Consider the following 15,472-nt stretch of genomic DNA (forward strand, 5'->3'; position numbering starts at 1 on the left):
CGGTATGACGACCAACTGGACGCTCACCATCGACTGTGCCGATCCGGCGCTGATCGCGCGCTTCTGGTGTACGGCGCTCGGCTACACGGAGTCCGATCCGCCGCCGGGCTGGGACACCTGGGAAGCCTGGCTGACCGACCTGGAGGTCCCCGAGGAGGAGTGGGGCGACGGCGCCTCGATCTCCGATCCCGAGGGTGTGCTGCCGTCCATCTCCTTCCTCAAGGTCCCCGAGCCGCGCACGGTCAAGAACCGCCTGCACCTCGACCTCCAGGTGGCCGGCGGCCGCGCGGAACCGCAACACCTGCGCGAGCAACGCATCCGCGCCACCGCCGAAACCCTCACCAAAGCCGGCGCCACCGTGGTCCGGGAAGTCCTGATGGACAACTCCACCGAGCTCGACCACCTGTGGATGGCAGACCCTGAAGGCAACGACTTCTGTGTGGTCTAGACGCCGCTGAGTTCGCCGAAGGACAGCGGCTCGCGGGTGCAGAGATAGGTTGCCCAGTGCAACTTTGTGGGATGGCCGGCCGGGTCGCGGGTGATCCGCAGCAGCTCGCCGGTCTCGCGGCCGGAGACGGTGCGGTAGACGTCCTCGGACAGACGCTCGAAGACAGCGGGGGACTGGTACTCGGCGGCGGCCGGGGATTTCGCCTCCAGGACACCCTGCTTCACCGAGAACACGAACGGCGAGCCCTCGGAGAACCAGGTGCCGAGGACGCCGGACAGCTCGTCGGGGACCGAGGTGCCGGGGACCCAGGCCTCCGGCGGCAGCGGGTCGTCCTCCAGGACCTTGATGATCAGGTCGGTGGCCAGCGCGCTCGGCGCCGGCGACGACGTGGACCCGAACAGCGCGATCCCCGCCGTACCGGACGAGCGGTCGACGAAGGTCGACGTGATGTGTCCGGGCATCCCGCCGTCGTGGCCGACGAACAGCCGGTCGCCGCGGCGCAGCAGCATGAACCCGAGCCCGAAGGCGAGCTGCCAGCGGTCGACGTCGGCCATGATCTGCACGTGGCACATCTCGTCCAGGGTGTCCTTCGACAGCACCTCGTCGACCGGGTTCGCGACGAACATGGCCCATTTCGCCAGGTCCTCGGCGGTCGACGCGAGGCCGCCGCAGGCGTCCATCGCGCCGATGTCCAGCAACGGCTCGCGGACCGGTACGTCGGACCACGGCGGCACGTAGTACCCGGTCTGCGCCGGCCCGCCGTCCATCCCGACCGTGGTCCGGCGCATCTCCAGCGGGTCCAGGATCCGCGCCTTGACCGCGTCGTACCAGGACCTTCCGTCGAGCCGCGCGACGATCTCGCCGAGCAGCGAGAACACCAGGTTGGAGTAGTGGAAGCGGTGGTGCGGCTTGCCGATCCGCTCCGCCGCGTTCCAGCCCGGCACCAGTTCCTCGCGGGACGGGAACTTCATCAGGTCCCACACATCGCCGACCGGCTCGCGCTGCATGCCGCTGGCGTGGCTGAGCATCTGCCGCACGGTGATGCCCTCGTGTGTGCTGTCCGGGATCAGCTTCTCGATCGTGTCGTCGAGGCTGAGCTTGCCCTCGTCGCGCAGCGCCATGATCGCCACCGCGGTCAGCGTCTTGCTCTGCGACGCGATCAGGAACTGCGTGTCCGCGGTCGGCGGGACGCCCGGATTGTCCAGGTCGGCCGACCCGGCTCCGGTCGACCAGGCCAGCGCCCCGGCGCGGGCGACGGCGCCCACCACACCGGGCACCCAGCCCTTGGCTTGACGTTCGGCGACGATACGGGAGAGCGCGACCTGGGTCTGCGCGGCGATTTCAGTCACGAACCCCGACCTTAGGCTCCGGGATGACAAAAGGCACGGGTGTTTGGTCGGGAGGATGTGCGAGGCTGGTGGGGTGCGCATAGCGGTGCTTGGGCCTCTCGCGATGTGGGCGGCCGACGGGACTCCGCTCGACATCCGCGGTGTCCGCCTGCGCGGGCTGCTCGCGCGGCTGGCGTTGAGCGCCGGACGGCCGGTGAGCGTCGAGACCCTGGTCGACGGACTGTGGGGCAGTGAGGCCCCGAGCGCGAACGCTCTGCAGTCCCTCGTGTCGCGCCTCCGGGCGAGTCTGCCGGCCACCGAGTCGAGCGTCTCCGTCCAGTCCGGCCCGGCCGGCTACACCCTGACGCTGGGGCCGGACTGCGTGGACGCCCTCCAGTTCGAGGAGCTGGTACGGCGAGGGCGCGCGCTGCTCACGTCCGAGCCGGAGCAGGCGCACGCGCTCCTCACCCAGGCCGAGAAGCTGTGGCGCGGCGAGGCCTTGACAGACCTGCGCGACCTGCCGTTCGCCGCGGTCGAGGCGGACCGGCTCGCGGAGCTGCGCCTGGCCGCGTCGGAGGACCTGGCCGAGGCTGCGGTGAGCTCCGGCCATGCCCGCGACCTGACCAGCGACCTGGAGCATCTGGCTGTCACCCATCCACTCCGCGAGCGCATCCACGAGCTTCTGATCCGCGCCTTGTACGCCGACGGTCGCCAGGCGGAGGCCCTCGCGGCGTACGAGCGTATTCGCACCACCCTGGCCGACGAGCTGGGCGCTGACCCCGGCACACGTCTGCGCGACCTCCACGTCTCTGTACTGCGTGGCGACGCAGTAGACCCGGCTGCGAAGACCGCCGCCGTGCCAGCGCCCGTCGCGCCCCGCAGCAACCTGCGTGCGCCGTTGACCAGCTTTGTCGGCCGCAGGGAGGACGTGGCCGAGCTGACGCGCCTGCTGAGCAACGGGACCCGCTTGGTGACCATGGTCGGACCGGGTGGTGCCGGAAAGACCCGACTGGCCACCGAGACCGGGCGCTCGCTGGTGGGCCAGTCCGGCGACGGCATCTGGTTCGTGGAGCTCGCGCCGCTCGGTGACGCGGCCGATGTGGCGCCCACCGTGCTGTCCACGCTGGGTGCCAGCGAGTACGTCGACATTGCACCGGCGCGCCTTGCGCCCAAGCACATCCCGACCAGCCGCGCGGCGACCCTGCGACTCGTCGAGGTCATCGGTGACCGGCGCATCCTGCTCGTCTTCGACAACTGCGAGCACTTGGTCCAAGAGGTCGCCGGACTTGTCGACTCGCTGCTCGCGTCCTGCCCGCGGCTGCGGGTGCTGACCACGAGCCGTGAGCCGCTGAGCATCCCCGGCGAGCACCTGCATCCGGTCGGTCCCCTCGGGATGCCCCCGGAGCACGCGGCCACCGACGCGTACCCGGCCGTGCAGCTCTTCGTCGACCGCGCCCGCGCCGTGCGTCCTGACTTCCAGCTGACCGACGCCAACCGGGAGGCGGTCGCGGAGATCTGCCGGCGACTGGACGGTATGCCGCTGGCAATCGAGCTCGCGGCGGCCCGGCTGCGGGCGCTGACCCCGCCGCAGATCGTGGACCGGCTCGCGGATCGGTTCCGGCTGCTGACCAGTGGCTCTCGGACCGCGCTGCCGCGCCACCAGACCCTGCGCGCGGTGGTGGAGTGGAGCTGGGACCTGCTGGACCCGGACGAGCAGGCGGTGGCCCGGCGACTCTCACTGTTCTCGGGCGGTGCGACGCTCGAGGCCGCGGAGCAGATCTGCAGCGACGAGACCATCCCCGCCGAGTCCGTGCTCGGGGTCCTCGCGTCCCTGGTGGACAAATCACTGGTCGAGGCGGCCGCGGACGAGCGGTCCGTGCGCTATCGGATGCTGGAGACGGTCCGCGCGTACGGCGCCGAGCAGCTGAAGGCCTCCGGCGAGTACGACCGCTTCCGGCACGCGCACCGGACCTACTTCAGCCGCATGCTGCGCAAGGCGCGACCGAAGCTGCGGACCGGTGAGCAGATCGAGTGGATCGCCCGCCTGACCGCCGACAACGAGAACCTGCTCGACGCCCTGCGGACGGCGATCGACGCCGGGTCGGCACGGGTCGCCGTCCAGATGGTCGCCGTCCTGGGTGAGTACTGGACGATGAGCGGTCGCCCCGCCGAAGCGGTGAGCTGGATGCAGGCCGCCCTCGCCGTCCCCGGCCCGACCGTTCCGCTGGACAAGGCCGAGGCGCTGTACCTGCTCGCGCTCGGCCGGATGTCCACCGAGGAGGACCCGGCCACGTCCTTCCAGCAGATGATCCGTGGACTCGCCACGGTCCGCTGGATGACCCGTCGGCACCGGATGCTCGTCGACTCCGGGATCGGCCTGTTCACGAATGCGGTGTGGGCGGCGATCCGGCGCGACAAGGCGACCTGCTTCGCCGAGCTCGAGGCCGCCGGCCGGCACCCGGATCCCTGGATCCGGAACATGGGCGTGATGTGCGGCGCGATGTTCCGCGAGAACGAAGGCGAGATCGAGGAGATGGCGGTCAACCTGACCATCGCGCTCGACGGCTTCCGCGAGCTCGGCGACCGGTTCGGTATGTCGATGGCGCTGCGCGGCCTCGCGGGCTACAAGGCGGGCCACGGGGAGCACGCCGAGGCGCTGGAGTCGCTGACCGAGGCGCTGCGGCTCGTCGAGGAGCTCGGTACGACGGAAGGCGTTGCCCAACTGCTCGGCAGCAGCGCAATGAGCCGGATCGAGCTGGGCGATCACGACGGCGCCCGGGCCGATCTGGAGCGCGCGATGCGGCTGTCCGAGGAGACCGGCTCGCGCGGCAGCCAGGCGATGGCGCTGATGGGACTCGCGCGACTCGCGCACCGCACCGGCCGCTTCGAGGAGGCGAAGGAGCTCGCGGAGCGCGGCTACTCGATGCTCGACGCCGCGGCGGAGCGGATCGCACCGCACGGTCAGGCCGCGCTGCTCTCGCAGCTGAGCCGGATCTACGCGTCGACCGGCGACGTCGAGCAGGCGCAACGCTGCGGCCGTGAGGCGGTCCAACTCGCGCTGGGCACGGAGGACATGCCGGTCGCGGCCGCCGTTGTCGAGACGTCGGTGGACTCGTTGGTGCTGGCCGCCCGGACACAGGCCGCCGAGCTGACGGCCGCCGCCCGCACGCTCGGTCTCGCGGCCGCGATCAAGGGCACCCGAGCGATCCCGGACGCCGACGTCCAGCGTCTCGTCGACGGCCTCCGTGATGCCCTGGGCAACGAAGCGTACGAGACGGCGTACGACGAAGGCGCCGCGCTGACCCGCATCGACGCGGTCGCCGAACTCCGCAAGCGCTACGCCACGGATTAGGCCGTAATCAGCTCCACAGCCAGGTCGCGGAGGGAGTTCTGGACCTTCTGCTCCAATGGCCGGGGCTCGGTGAGCATCCAGTCGTGGACGACCGCGTTGACCGCGCCGAAGAACGCCAGCGCGAGGAACCGGAAGTCCTTGCGCTTGATCTCGCCGCGCTCGACCGCGGTGTCGCCGAGGTCCCGGACGTTCCTGATCAGCAGGTCGCGGAACGCGATCCGCTGCTCCTCGACCGCGGGGCTCGCGCCGACCACCTCGACGAACGAGATCCGGGCCCGCCGGAGGTCGGTCATGATGGTCCGCAGGTACGAGTCGACGGCCGCGGTGATTCGCTCCCGAACCGGCCGGTCGGCGGTCCGGCGGAGCGCGTCGCCGGTGCTCCGGACCGCCAACTCGATCACCTGCGCGTGCACCGCGAGCAGCACGGCTTCCTTGTTCTGGAACTCGTGGTAGAAGTGCCGGGTGGACACTTTCGCCTGTGTGCACAGGCGTTCCACGGATGTCGCCGGATATCCTTCGGTCCCGAAGAGTTCGAGCGCGGCGGCCAGTAGCCGTTCCCGGCGCGCGGCCTTCCACTCCTCGACTGACCGCCCGGAATAACGGCGTACGGAGGGTTCCCTCATCACACCTCTTGTCGCTACCCCGTGCCAGATGCCGGACATCCTATCCACCCCTCGGCGCGGCCGTAACCGGGTTGCGTCACTCCGGTTCGGTGTAGCCCTTCACGCCGTCGATCAGCTCCCGGATGATGTCCAGGTGGCCGACGTGCCGCGCGGTCTCCTCGATCATGTGGCACAGCGCGAACCGCAGTGACGCGGCCTCCTCCGCGGGGCGGCCGCGCTCGACGACGTCGAGGGAGAGGTCGGCGATGGTGGCGTTCGAGCGACGGCACTCCTCGTCGTACTCGTCCAGCAACTGTGCGATCGGTACGTCGTCGACGAACATCTCCGCGTCGACGTGCCCGTCCTCGGTCCACGGCGTCTGGCCGGTGTCCGGGACGCCGGCGATCCCCATCTGGAACCAGGTGTACTCGACCCAGCGCAGGTGCGCGACGAGTCCGGCCGGTGTCATCAGCGGCGAGGTCGGCAGGACCTTGCGGTGGGCATCTTCCTCGCTGAGCCCGGTGCATTTCATCCGGACGAAGGACCGCTGCAGGTCGAGCCATCCGATCAACTGTGTGCGCTCGTCCGCAGTCAGCGGCGGCCGTTCTACTTGAGTCATATGTGCGCACCGTACCGCTGGACTTTGTGCACCGACCAACCATTTACGGCGGCCCGGAATGGTCGGTGAGGGCTCAAGGTCGGTTTGCGGGGTGGCACCGCTCGGCTGACCGGCCGCTAGCGGCGGTCGTCCCGGATGCGTTTTGCCTTGCCCAGGGAGCGTTCGAGGGCGTGGGGGGCGACGACCTCGACGGTGGCGGTGATGCCTACGCGGTCCTTGATGCGGCGGGACAGGGTTGCGGCGGCGGTGGTGCGGTCGGTGAGGTCGGGGGCCGCTTCCACCTGGACCGTCAGTTCGTCGAGGCGGTGCGGGCGGGTCAGGACGCAGAGGTAGTGCGGGGTGAGGCCTTCGACCAGGAGGATCTGTTCCTCGATCTGGGTGGGGAAGACGTTCACGCCGCGGACGATCATCATGTCGTCGGTACGGCCGGTGATCTTCTCCATCCGGCGCAGCCCGGGGCGCGCGGTGCCGGGGAGCAGGCGGGTGAGGTCGCGGGTGCGGTACCGCAGGACCGGGAAGGCCTCCTTGGTGAGCGTGGTGAAGACCAGTTCGCCCTCGGAGCCGTCCGGGAGCACCTCGCCGGTGACCGGGTCGATGATCTCCGGGTAGAAGTGGTCCTCCCAGATGTGCAGGCCGTCCTTGGTCTCGACGCATTCCTGCGCGACCCCCGGCCCCATCACCTCGGACAGGCCGTAGATGTCGACCGCGTGGATCCCGGTGCGCTCCTCGACCTCCTGGCGCATCTGCTCGGTCCACGGCTCGGCGCCGAAGATCCCGATCCGCAGCGACGTGTCGCGGGGATCGAGGCCGCGCTCGGTCATCTCGTCGACGATCGAGAGGAAGTACGACGGGGTGACCATGATGATCCGCGCCCCGAAGTCCCGGATCAGGTCGACCTGCCGCTCGGTCATCCCGCCGGACACCGGTACGACGGTGCAGCCGAGTCGCTCGGCGCCGTAGTGCGCGCCCAGCCCACCGGTGAACAGCCCGTACCCATAGGCGACGTGACAGACATCCCCCGCGCGTCCGCCGGCGGCGCGGATCGAGCGCGCCATCAGATCGGCCCAGTTGTCCAGGTCCCGCCGCGTGTACCCGACCACCGTCGGCCGCCCGGTCGTGCCCGACGACGCATGGACCCGGACCACCTCGGTCCGGGGCACCGCGAACATCCCGAACGGGTAGTTGTCCCGCAGGTCGTTCTTCGCGGTGAACGGCAGGCGGGACAGATCCTCCAAGGACTGCAGGTCACCGGGCTTGAAGCCGACCGAGTCCAACACCCCGCGATAGTGCGGGACGTTCTCGTACGCCCGCCGTACGGTTGCCTGCAGCAACGACAACTGGCGGGACCGCAGTTCGTCGACCGACAGTCGTTCGCCGGCGTCGCGCAACTCCATCGGGCAGGCATCACCCAGCATGACGACTCCTCAGGGACGGGCGAGCAGGGTCGCGATGCCCTGACCGACGCCGATGCACATGGTGGCCAGGGCGTACCGGGCGTCGCGGTGGCGAAGCTCCAGGGCCGCGGTGAGGGCGAGGCGGGCGCCGGACATCCCGAGCGGGTGGCCCAGGGCGATGGCGCCGCCGTTCGGATTGACGTGGTCGGCGTCGTCGGGAAGGCCGAGCTCCCGCAGTACGGCGAGCGACTGTGACGCGAAGGCCTCGTTCAGCTCGATCACCTCGACATCGGACAGCGCGACGCCGGTGCGGTCGAGCAGCTTCCGCGTCGCGGGCGCCGGCCCGATCCCCATGATCCGAGGCGGTACGCCGGCCGCCGCCGTCCCCACCACGCGGGCAATCGGCGTGACGCCGTGCTCCTCCACGGCCTCCCCGCTCATCACCAGCAAAGCCGCCGCCCCGTCGTTCACCCCCGAGGCGTTCCCGGCCGTCACAGTCCCAGGCGATCGGAAAGGAGTCTTCAGACCAGCCAAGGCTTCGAGCGACGTCTCCCGCGGATGCTCGTCGACATCGACAACAGTCACCGCACCTCGCTTCCCCGGCACGTCGACCGCGACGATCTCCTCGGCGAGCCGCCCGTTGGCCTGCGCCTTGGCGGCCCGCTGCTGCGACCGCAGCGCGAAGAGATCCTGATCCTCACGGCTGATCCCGAACTCGGCCGCGACGTTCTCGGCTGTCTCCGGCATCGAGTCGATCCCGTACTGCGCCTTGAGCGCCGGGTTCACGAAGCGCCACCCGATCGTGGTGTCGAACACCTCGGCCTGCCGCGAGAACGCGGTCGTCGCCTTCGGCATCACGAACGGCGCCCGCGACATCGACTCCACCCCGCCGGCCACCACGATGTCGTTGTCCCCGGCAATGATCGACCGGGCGGCGTACGCGACCGCGTCCAGGCCCGATCCGCAGAGCCGGTTGATCGTCGTGCCCGGGACCGAGTCCGGCAGCCCGGCGAGCAGCACCGCCATCCGCGCGACGTTGCGGTTGTCCTCGCCGGCCTGGTTCGCACAGCCGAGGATCACGTCGTCGATCAGCGCCGGGTCCAGCGCGGTCCGGTTCAGCAGCGACGAGATCGCGTGCGCCGCCAGGTCGTCGGCGCGGACCGCCGACAGCGCACCGCCGTACCGCCCGATCGGCGTCCGGACGCCGTCGACGAGAAAGGCCTCATGACTCATGTACTTCCTCCGAAAGGATCGTTCCGGACAGTTGGCGGCTGCGGCCGCGGAACTCGGCGATCACCTCGTCGCCGCGGGTGACGGTGATGTCGTAGATCCCGTTCCGGCCGAACGCGGTGCGCTCCCGGGCGTCGGCGACGAGCAGGTCGCCGCGGCGGGCCGGGGCCACGAACACGATGTCGCAGGCCTGCGCGACCGTCACCTGGTTGCGGGAGTTGCAGGCGAACGCGAACGCCGAGTCGGCCAGCGTGAACACGAATCCACCATGCGCGATCCCGTGCCCGTTGACCATGTCCTCGCGGACGGTCATCTCGAGCCGCGCGGTGCCCTCGCCGACCGCGGCCAGGCGCATCCCCAGCCCGGCGCTGGCCGTGTCCTCCGCCCACATCGCCGCGGCCACGCGCGCCGCCAAGTCGTCCATACGCTTGCCCAATCGAGAAGAGCCTTGTGACACCCTAGTCCGAATCGCGTCAACGACTGTAACATCGCAGCCATGACCACCGACCTGCTCTCTTCCCACCGCGACCGCCTGAACGGCGCGCTGAAGGCGATCCACGACCGCGGGTACCACTCCGCGTTCCCGGAGTCGCCCAGCCCCCGGGTGTACGGCGAGACCGCGGCGGCCGACGGCAAGGCGGCCTTCGAGGCCCACCTGGGGACGACGTACGCGCTCGACATCCCCGGCGCGCGCGGCACGGTCGTGACCGAGCAGTCGCCGTACGGCATCAGCATGGACGTCTCCTACCCCCGGATGGTCGAGGACGGCCTGGACGAGCTGCTGACCGCGGCGCAGCAGGGTCTCGCGGATTGGCGCCGGGCCGGGATCGACGGGCGGACCGGGGTCACGCTCGAGATCCTCGACCGGCTGCACAAGCGGGTGTTCGAGCTGGCCAACGCGGTGCAGCACACCAGTGGTCAGGCGTTCGTGATGGCGTTCCAGGCCGGCGGCGCGCACGCGCTGGACCGCGCGCTGGAGGCGGTCGCGTACGCGTACGAGGAGATGAGTCGCTACCCGGCCACCGCGACCTGGGAGAAGCCGGCCAAGGGCGACCCGATCCGGATGGAGAAGACGTTCACGGTCACCGGCCGCGGTGTCGCGCTGGTGATCGGCTGCAACACGTTCCCGACCTGGAACTCGTGGCCCGGCCTGTTCGCATCCCTCGTCACCGGCAACGCGGTCGTCGTGAAGCCGCATCCGCTGGCCGTGCTGCCGCTGGCGATCACCGTCGACGTGTGCCGCGAGGTGCTGGCCGAGGCCGGCTTCGACCCGAACCTGGTCACCCTGGCCGCCGAGCGGGCCGGTGACGGCCTGGCCAAGCCGCTGGCGACCCGGCCCGAAGTGAAGCTGATCGACTTCACCGGCGGCAGCGAGTTCGGCGAATGGCTGGAGCAGAACGCGACCCAGGCGACGGTGTTCACCGAGAAGGCCGGTGTGAACGCGGTCGTCATCGACTCCACCGACTCCTTCAAGGCGCTCTGCAACAACCTCGCCTTCACCCTGAGCCTGTACTCCGGCCAGATGTGCACCACCACCCAGAACCTGTTCGTCCCGGCCGGCGGGATCGAGACCGACGAGGGCCACAAGTCCTTCGAGGAGGTCGGCGCCGGGATCGCGACGGCGATCTCCAAGCTGCTCGGCGACGACGCCCGCGCGGTCGAGATCCTCGGCGGCATCGTGAACCAGGCCGTGATCAGCCGCCTCGAGCTCGCCGACGAGTACGGCGACGTCGTGCTGGCGTCCCGCGCGATCGAGCATCCGGCCTTCCCGGACGCGGTCGTCCGGACGCCGCTGCTCGTCGCGATCGACGCCAAGGACGCCGAGGTGTACGGGCGTGAGTGCTTCGGCCCGGTGTCCTTCCTGGTCAAGACCGCCGACACCGCGCAGTCGATCGACGTGTTCCGCTCGACCGTCACCGAGGACGGCGCGATGACGGCCGGGATCTACTCGACCGACGAGAAGGTGCTCGAGGAGGCCCGCGAGGCCGCGCTCGACGCCGGTGTCGCCCTCTCGGAGAACCTCACCGGCCAGGTCTTCGTGAACCAGTCGGCCGCCTTCAGCGACTTCCACGGCACTGGCGCGAACCCGGCCGCGAACGCGACCTACACCGACGGCGCCTACGTCGCGGGACGGTTCCGCGTCATTCAGTCACGCCGCCACGTTGGGTGAGCGCCTCCCGGGACTCGCGGTCAAGTTGCTGCTGAAGCGTCTTTGAGCTGACCCTGAGGCGGAAGGTATGACTGAACTGCCGTTCTGATCTCCATCCGCCGATCCGTCCAGGAGACCGCCGTGACCCAGAGCTTGACCGAGGTACTCGCCTACTACGACAGCTGGCTGGCGTTCAACCAGCACTACCAGCGGGTCCCCGGGGTCCAGGTCGCGGTGTACGCCGGAGACGCCGTCGCGTTCTCCAGCGCGTACGGTCTCGCCGACGTGGAGAACGACGTACCGCTGACCGAGCAGCACCTGTTCCGGATCGCGTCGCACTCCAAGACGTTCACCGGGACGGCCGTGCTGCAACTGGTCGAGCAGGGCCGGCTGCGGCTGGACGACAAGGCGGAGCAGCACGTCACCGAGATCGTTGGTACGCCGCTCGGCCAGCGGACGGTCCGGGAACTGCTCGCGCACGCGAGCGGTGTCACGCGCGACGGCCTGGACGCCGACTGGTGGCAGCTGTCCCGGAGCTTCCCGGACCGCGACCAGCTGCTCGACGTACTGCGGCAGGCGTCGTCGGCCGTGATCCCGGAGAACGACCGCTTCAAGTACTCCAACATCGGCTACGGCCTGCTCGGGCTCGTGATCGAGGCCGCGAGCGGTACGTCGTACAACTCCTATGTCCAGACCGCGATCGTCGACAAGCTCGGGCTGGCGGGCCTCGGCCCGGAGCTGGACCCGTCCCGGCTGGCCGAGTACGCGGCCGGATACAGCGCGCTGTCGTACGCCGACAAGCGCGTCCCGATCGAGCACGTCGACACCCGGGCGCTGGCCTCGGCGACCGGGTTCTTCGGCAACGCGCGGGACTTGGTGACCTACTTCTCCGCCCACCTGCCCGGCGACGACCGGCTGCTGTCGGACAAGTCGAAGCGCGAGATGCAGCACCCGCTGTGGACGACCGGTTCCGACGAGAAGGCGCGGTACGGCCTCGGTCTGTCGGTGACGAAGGTCGGCGAGCGGCAGGTGTTCGGTCACGGCGGCGGGTACCCGGGCCACATCACCAGGACCCTCGTCGACCCCGAGCAGCGGATCGTCGTGTCGGTGCTGACGAACGCGATCGACGGGCCCGCGGCGCAGCTGGCGGAGGGCCTCTTCCGGCTCCTCGACCTCGCCGACTCCGAGGACCGCGGCGACGCTGCCGACCTGCAGCGCTTCACCGGCCGCTTCGCGAACCTCTGGGGCGTCACCGACTTCGTGCTGATCGGCGGCCGGCTCTACGCGACCGATCCGTCCGGGGCGAACCCGGCCGACGACCCGCAGCCGCTCGAGGCCGACGGCGACGCACTCCGCGTCACCGGCGGCAACGGCTACGGCTCGTACGGCGAGTCCTACCGCTTCGAGTTCGACGAGAACGGCACGGTCCGAACCGTCCGCGGATCCAGCGGCCTCAGCCTGCACCCGATCGACCGGTTCGGCCTGGGAGAACGCGTTACCGTGGCTCCGTGACGATCCACGGTGACCACCCGTTCCTGCCGCCCGAGTCGGAGCGGAGTCCGGTACGGCGGTTGCGGGGGCGGCTGGCTTCGCCGGTCGGGCTGTGGACGACGGCGTACGACGGGAAGCGCGCTGGGCTCACCGTGTCGTCGATGCTGGTCGCGGACGGCGAGCCCGGGTACGTGATCGGGCTGCTCGACCCGGACTCCGACCTGTGGGAAACGTTGCGCGAGGCAAGGACCGCGGTGGTGTCGCTGCTCGGCGAACCGCACCGCCAACTGGCCGACGCCTTCGGGTTCGTGGCCCCGGCGCCGGGCGGGCCGTTCCGGCTGGCCGACTGGACGGACACCGCCTGGGGGCCCGCGCCGGTCGGCGTCACCACCTGGGCCGGCTGCACGCTGGTGAACCAGGACCCGCCCCAGGTGGGCTGGGGCCTGCAGGTGCAGCTCGAGATCGCCCACGTGGAGTTCGCCGCGGACGACGTACCCGCCCTGGTCCACCGCCGCGGACGGTACGTGACGATCTGACCCTGTTGACGACGGCTGGCTAATGGCGTTAGCCTATGGGCTATGGTCGTAAAAAGGTCGCTGACGCCTGCTGCCGTGGTCGAGGTGGCGCTGGGCGTCGTCGACGAGCACGGGCCGGAGGGCCTCACGCTCGCCGCCGTCGCGCAGGGCTGCGGGGTCGCCACGCCGTCGCTGTACAAGCACGTGGCGAGCCTCGGTGAGCTGAAGGCGCTCGTCGGAGTGCGGGTGCTGGAGGACATGACCGACCAGTTCACGGCCGCTGTCCTGGGCAGGGGTGGTGACGAGGCGGTCACCGCGCTGATGCACGCCTATCGCGCCTACGTCGCCGCGCATCCGAAGCGGTACGCCGCGATGCCGATGGACCCGCTGCACGATCCGGTGCAGGAGGCTGCGGGCACGAAGCTGGTCGGCGTCATGTACGCCACGCTGCGCGGCTACGGGCTCGAGGGCCCGGCCGCGGTCCATGCGACCCGGCGGCTGCGGGTGCTCGTCCACGGCTTTGCGTCCGTCGAGTCGGCAGGCGGCTTCGGCCTGCCCGAGGACCTCGACGAGACCTACGACCAAATCGTCCGGATGTATCTCGCCAGTCTGAGGAACGAATCATGAGGATCCCACTGTCCGTTGCAGGCGTTCTGTTCCTGCTCTACCCCGCCCTTCGCCCGTGGGAGGACGAGACGACCACGTCCGGCGCCGCGGCCGCGATGGGCTCCACCGCCTGGGTCGTCGCGCACCTGTGCGCGATGCTCGGGTTCATCCTGGTCGCGGTCGCGTTGCTGCAGCTCGACCGCACGGCGGCGATCGTGTTCTGGATCGGCGCCGGTCTGACGCTGCCGTACTACGGGGCGGAGGACTTCGGCCTGCACGCGATGGCCAACCAGCCGAACATCCTCGACCTGGCCGAGTCCGTGCGCTACAACCCCGTCGCCATGACGATGTTCGGCGTCGGACTGCTGACCATGGCGGCGGGCGCGATCGTGGTCGCGGTGCGTCTGAAGACGGTGCCGGCGATCCTGTTCGCGGTCGGGTTCGGGCTGTTCCTGCCGCAGTTCTTCGGACCGCCCGCCCTGCGGATCGGTCACGGTGTGCTCCTCGCCGCCGCCTGCGTCTGGCTGGCCTGGAGTGCCAAGCGGGTCGAGAAGGTCCCCGTTCCGGCCTGATCTACTGTGGGCTCCATGCGAGCTACGGTGATTCACGGAGCATTCGACGTACGGCTGGAAGATCGCCCGGATCCGAAGATCGACGGGCCGGGCGATGCCGTCGTCAAGGTCGTTGCCTCGTGCATCTGCGGGTCCGACCTGTGGCCCTACCGCGGGGAGAACCCGGTCAAGGAGCCGCGGCCGATCGGGCACGAGTTCGTCGGCATCGTCGAGGAGATCGGGTCCGAGGTCCGCACGGTCAAGCCGGGCGACTTCGTGGTGGCGCCGTTCGTGGTCAGCGACGGCACCTGTCCGCACTGCCTGGCCGGCTACCAGACCGCCTGCCAGAACCTGGTGGGCTACGGCAGCGCCAAGGCCGACGGCGGTCAGGGCGAGTACGTGAAGCTCCCGTACGCCGACGGCACGCTGGTCGCGACGCCCGAGGTGCCCGACAACTCGCTGGTTCCGTCGCTGCTGACGCTGTCCGACGTAATGGGCACCGGATGGCACGCGGCCCGGTCGGCGCGGGTGAAGGCCGGTGACACGGTCGTCGTCGTGGGCGACGGCGCGGTCGGGCTCTGCGGTGTCCTCGCGGCCTCGCGGATGGGCGCGGAGCGGGTCGTTGCCCTGTCGCGGCATGAGCCGCGCCAGAAGTTGGCGAGGGAATTCGGTGCCACGGACATCATTTCCGAGCGCGGCGACGCGGCCCGGGACGCCGTCCTCGAGCTGACGAAGGGCATCGGCGCCGACGCCGTCCTGGAGTGTGTCGGCACGAAGCAGTCGATGACGACCGCCTTCGACGTCGCGCGGGCCGGGGCCACGGTCGGTTTCGTCGGCGTACCGCACGGCGTCGAGGTGCCGATCGGGACGATGTTCGGTCGCAACGTCGGCCTGAACGGCGGCGCCGCGCCCTGCCGGGCGTACCTGCCGGACCTGATGGCCGACGTACTCGCCGGGGAGATCGACCCCGGCAAGGTGTTCGACTCCCAGATCCCGCTGAGCGACGTCGTCGACGGGTACGCCGCGATGCACGAGCGGCGCGCGATCAAGGTGCTGCTCCGACCCTGACCTTTTGCGCAACGCGGCTGCGCGCAGTACCCACGCGGGCCAGCGATGTGCGCGCTCTCACACTGTCAAGGTGCACGGGGTCACGGCTGCGCAACGCGCCTGCGCGGAACGTTGACACC

Annotated in this window: 14 protein-coding genes; 8 read left to right on the plus strand and 6 right to left on the minus strand. The window is 70.2% G+C overall.

Features of this window, described 5'->3' with window-relative positions:
• Nucleotides 1-4 precede the first annotated feature (4 nt).
• Nucleotides 5-448, plus strand: a complete 444-nt coding sequence (locus tag ACWEOO_RS24170) for a VOC family protein (protein ID WP_452144920.1) — start codon at nt 5-7, stop codon at nt 446-448.
• Here ACWEOO_RS24170 and ACWEOO_RS24175 read toward each other — a convergent pair.
• The gene (locus tag ACWEOO_RS24175) at nt 445-1,797 is read right to left on the minus strand and encodes a serine hydrolase domain-containing protein (RefSeq protein ID WP_452144921.1); all 1,353 of its coding nucleotides are present in this window, start codon (nt 1,795-1,797) and stop codon (nt 445-447) included. The two genes, ACWEOO_RS24170 and ACWEOO_RS24175, sit on opposite strands and share 4 nt — an antisense overlap.
• An 85-nt stretch (nt 1,798-1,882) precedes the next feature.
• Between ACWEOO_RS24175 and ACWEOO_RS24180 the strand changes: the two genes are divergently transcribed.
• The gene (locus tag ACWEOO_RS24180) at nt 1,883-5,128 is read left to right on the plus strand and encodes a BTAD domain-containing putative transcriptional regulator (RefSeq protein WP_452144922.1); all 3,246 of its coding nucleotides are present in this window, start codon (nt 1,883-1,885) and stop codon (nt 5,126-5,128) included.
• Here ACWEOO_RS24180 and ACWEOO_RS24185 read toward each other — a convergent pair.
• The 5 genes from ACWEOO_RS24185 to paaI form a co-directional block, all read right to left on the minus strand.
• Entirely contained in the window at nt 5,125-5,751 is a 627-nt protein-coding gene (locus ACWEOO_RS24185; RefSeq protein WP_359935775.1) for a TetR/AcrR family transcriptional regulator, read from the minus strand. The genes ACWEOO_RS24180 and ACWEOO_RS24185 overlap by 4 nt on opposite strands.
• A gap of 76 nt (nt 5,752-5,827) precedes the next feature.
• Nucleotides 5,828-6,349 carry a DinB family protein gene (locus ACWEOO_RS24190; RefSeq protein WP_452144923.1) on the minus strand — a complete coding sequence of 174 codons (522 nt, stop codon included), beginning with the start codon at nt 6,347-6,349 and terminating at the stop codon, nt 5,828-5,830.
• A 116-nt stretch (nt 6,350-6,465) separates the two neighbouring features.
• Nucleotides 6,466-7,764 carry a phenylacetate--CoA ligase PaaK gene (gene paaK / locus ACWEOO_RS24195; protein WP_452144924.1) on the minus strand — a complete coding sequence of 433 codons (1,299 nt, stop codon included), beginning with the start codon at nt 7,762-7,764 and terminating at the stop codon, nt 6,466-6,468.
• A 9-nt stretch (nt 7,765-7,773) separates the two neighbouring features.
• On the minus strand, nt 7,774-8,976 hold the full coding sequence (gene pcaF / locus ACWEOO_RS24200; RefSeq protein WP_452144925.1) for a 3-oxoadipyl-CoA thiolase: 1,203 nt from the start codon (nt 8,974-8,976) through the stop codon (nt 7,774-7,776).
• A complete protein-coding gene (gene paaI / locus ACWEOO_RS24205; RefSeq protein ID WP_452144926.1) occupies nt 8,966-9,397 on the minus strand; it encodes a hydroxyphenylacetyl-CoA thioesterase PaaI in 432 nt (143 codons plus the stop codon). The genes pcaF and paaI overlap by 11 nt, the downstream gene beginning before the upstream one ends.
• A 72-nt stretch (nt 9,398-9,469) precedes the next feature.
• Here paaI and paaN point away from each other — a divergent pair, with 72 nt between their 5' ends.
• From paaN to ACWEOO_RS24235, 6 genes are all read left to right on the plus strand, one after another.
• Entirely contained in the window at nt 9,470-11,143 is a 1,674-nt protein-coding gene (gene paaN / locus ACWEOO_RS24210) for a phenylacetic acid degradation protein PaaN (protein WP_452144927.1), read from the plus strand.
• Nucleotides 11,144-11,263: 120 nt separating this feature from the next.
• Entirely contained in the window at nt 11,264-12,634 is a 1,371-nt protein-coding gene (locus ACWEOO_RS24215) for a serine hydrolase domain-containing protein (protein WP_452144928.1), read from the plus strand.
• Nucleotides 12,631-13,149: a flavin reductase family protein gene (locus tag ACWEOO_RS24220; RefSeq protein WP_452144929.1), complete on the plus strand. Its 519-nt coding sequence runs from the start codon at nt 12,631-12,633 to the stop codon at nt 13,147-13,149. The genes ACWEOO_RS24215 and ACWEOO_RS24220 overlap by 4 nt, the downstream gene beginning before the upstream one ends.
• Before the next feature lie 42 nt (nt 13,150-13,191).
• Nucleotides 13,192-13,755, plus strand: coding sequence for a TetR/AcrR family transcriptional regulator (locus ACWEOO_RS24225; RefSeq protein WP_452144930.1), 564 nt, complete (start codon nt 13,192-13,194; stop codon nt 13,753-13,755).
• Nucleotides 13,752-14,306, plus strand: coding sequence for a hypothetical protein (locus tag ACWEOO_RS24230; protein ID WP_359935757.1), 555 nt, complete (start codon nt 13,752-13,754; stop codon nt 14,304-14,306). The genes ACWEOO_RS24225 and ACWEOO_RS24230 overlap by 4 nt, the downstream gene beginning before the upstream one ends.
• Before the next feature lie 15 nt (nt 14,307-14,321).
• On the plus strand, nt 14,322-15,353 hold the full coding sequence (locus tag ACWEOO_RS24235) for a zinc-dependent alcohol dehydrogenase family protein (protein WP_452144931.1): 1,032 nt from the start codon (nt 14,322-14,324) through the stop codon (nt 15,351-15,353).
• The last annotated feature ends 119 nt before the right edge of the window (nt 15,354-15,472 follow it).

The sequence above is a fragment of the Kribbella sp. NPDC004138 genome (genome assembly GCF_053603655.1).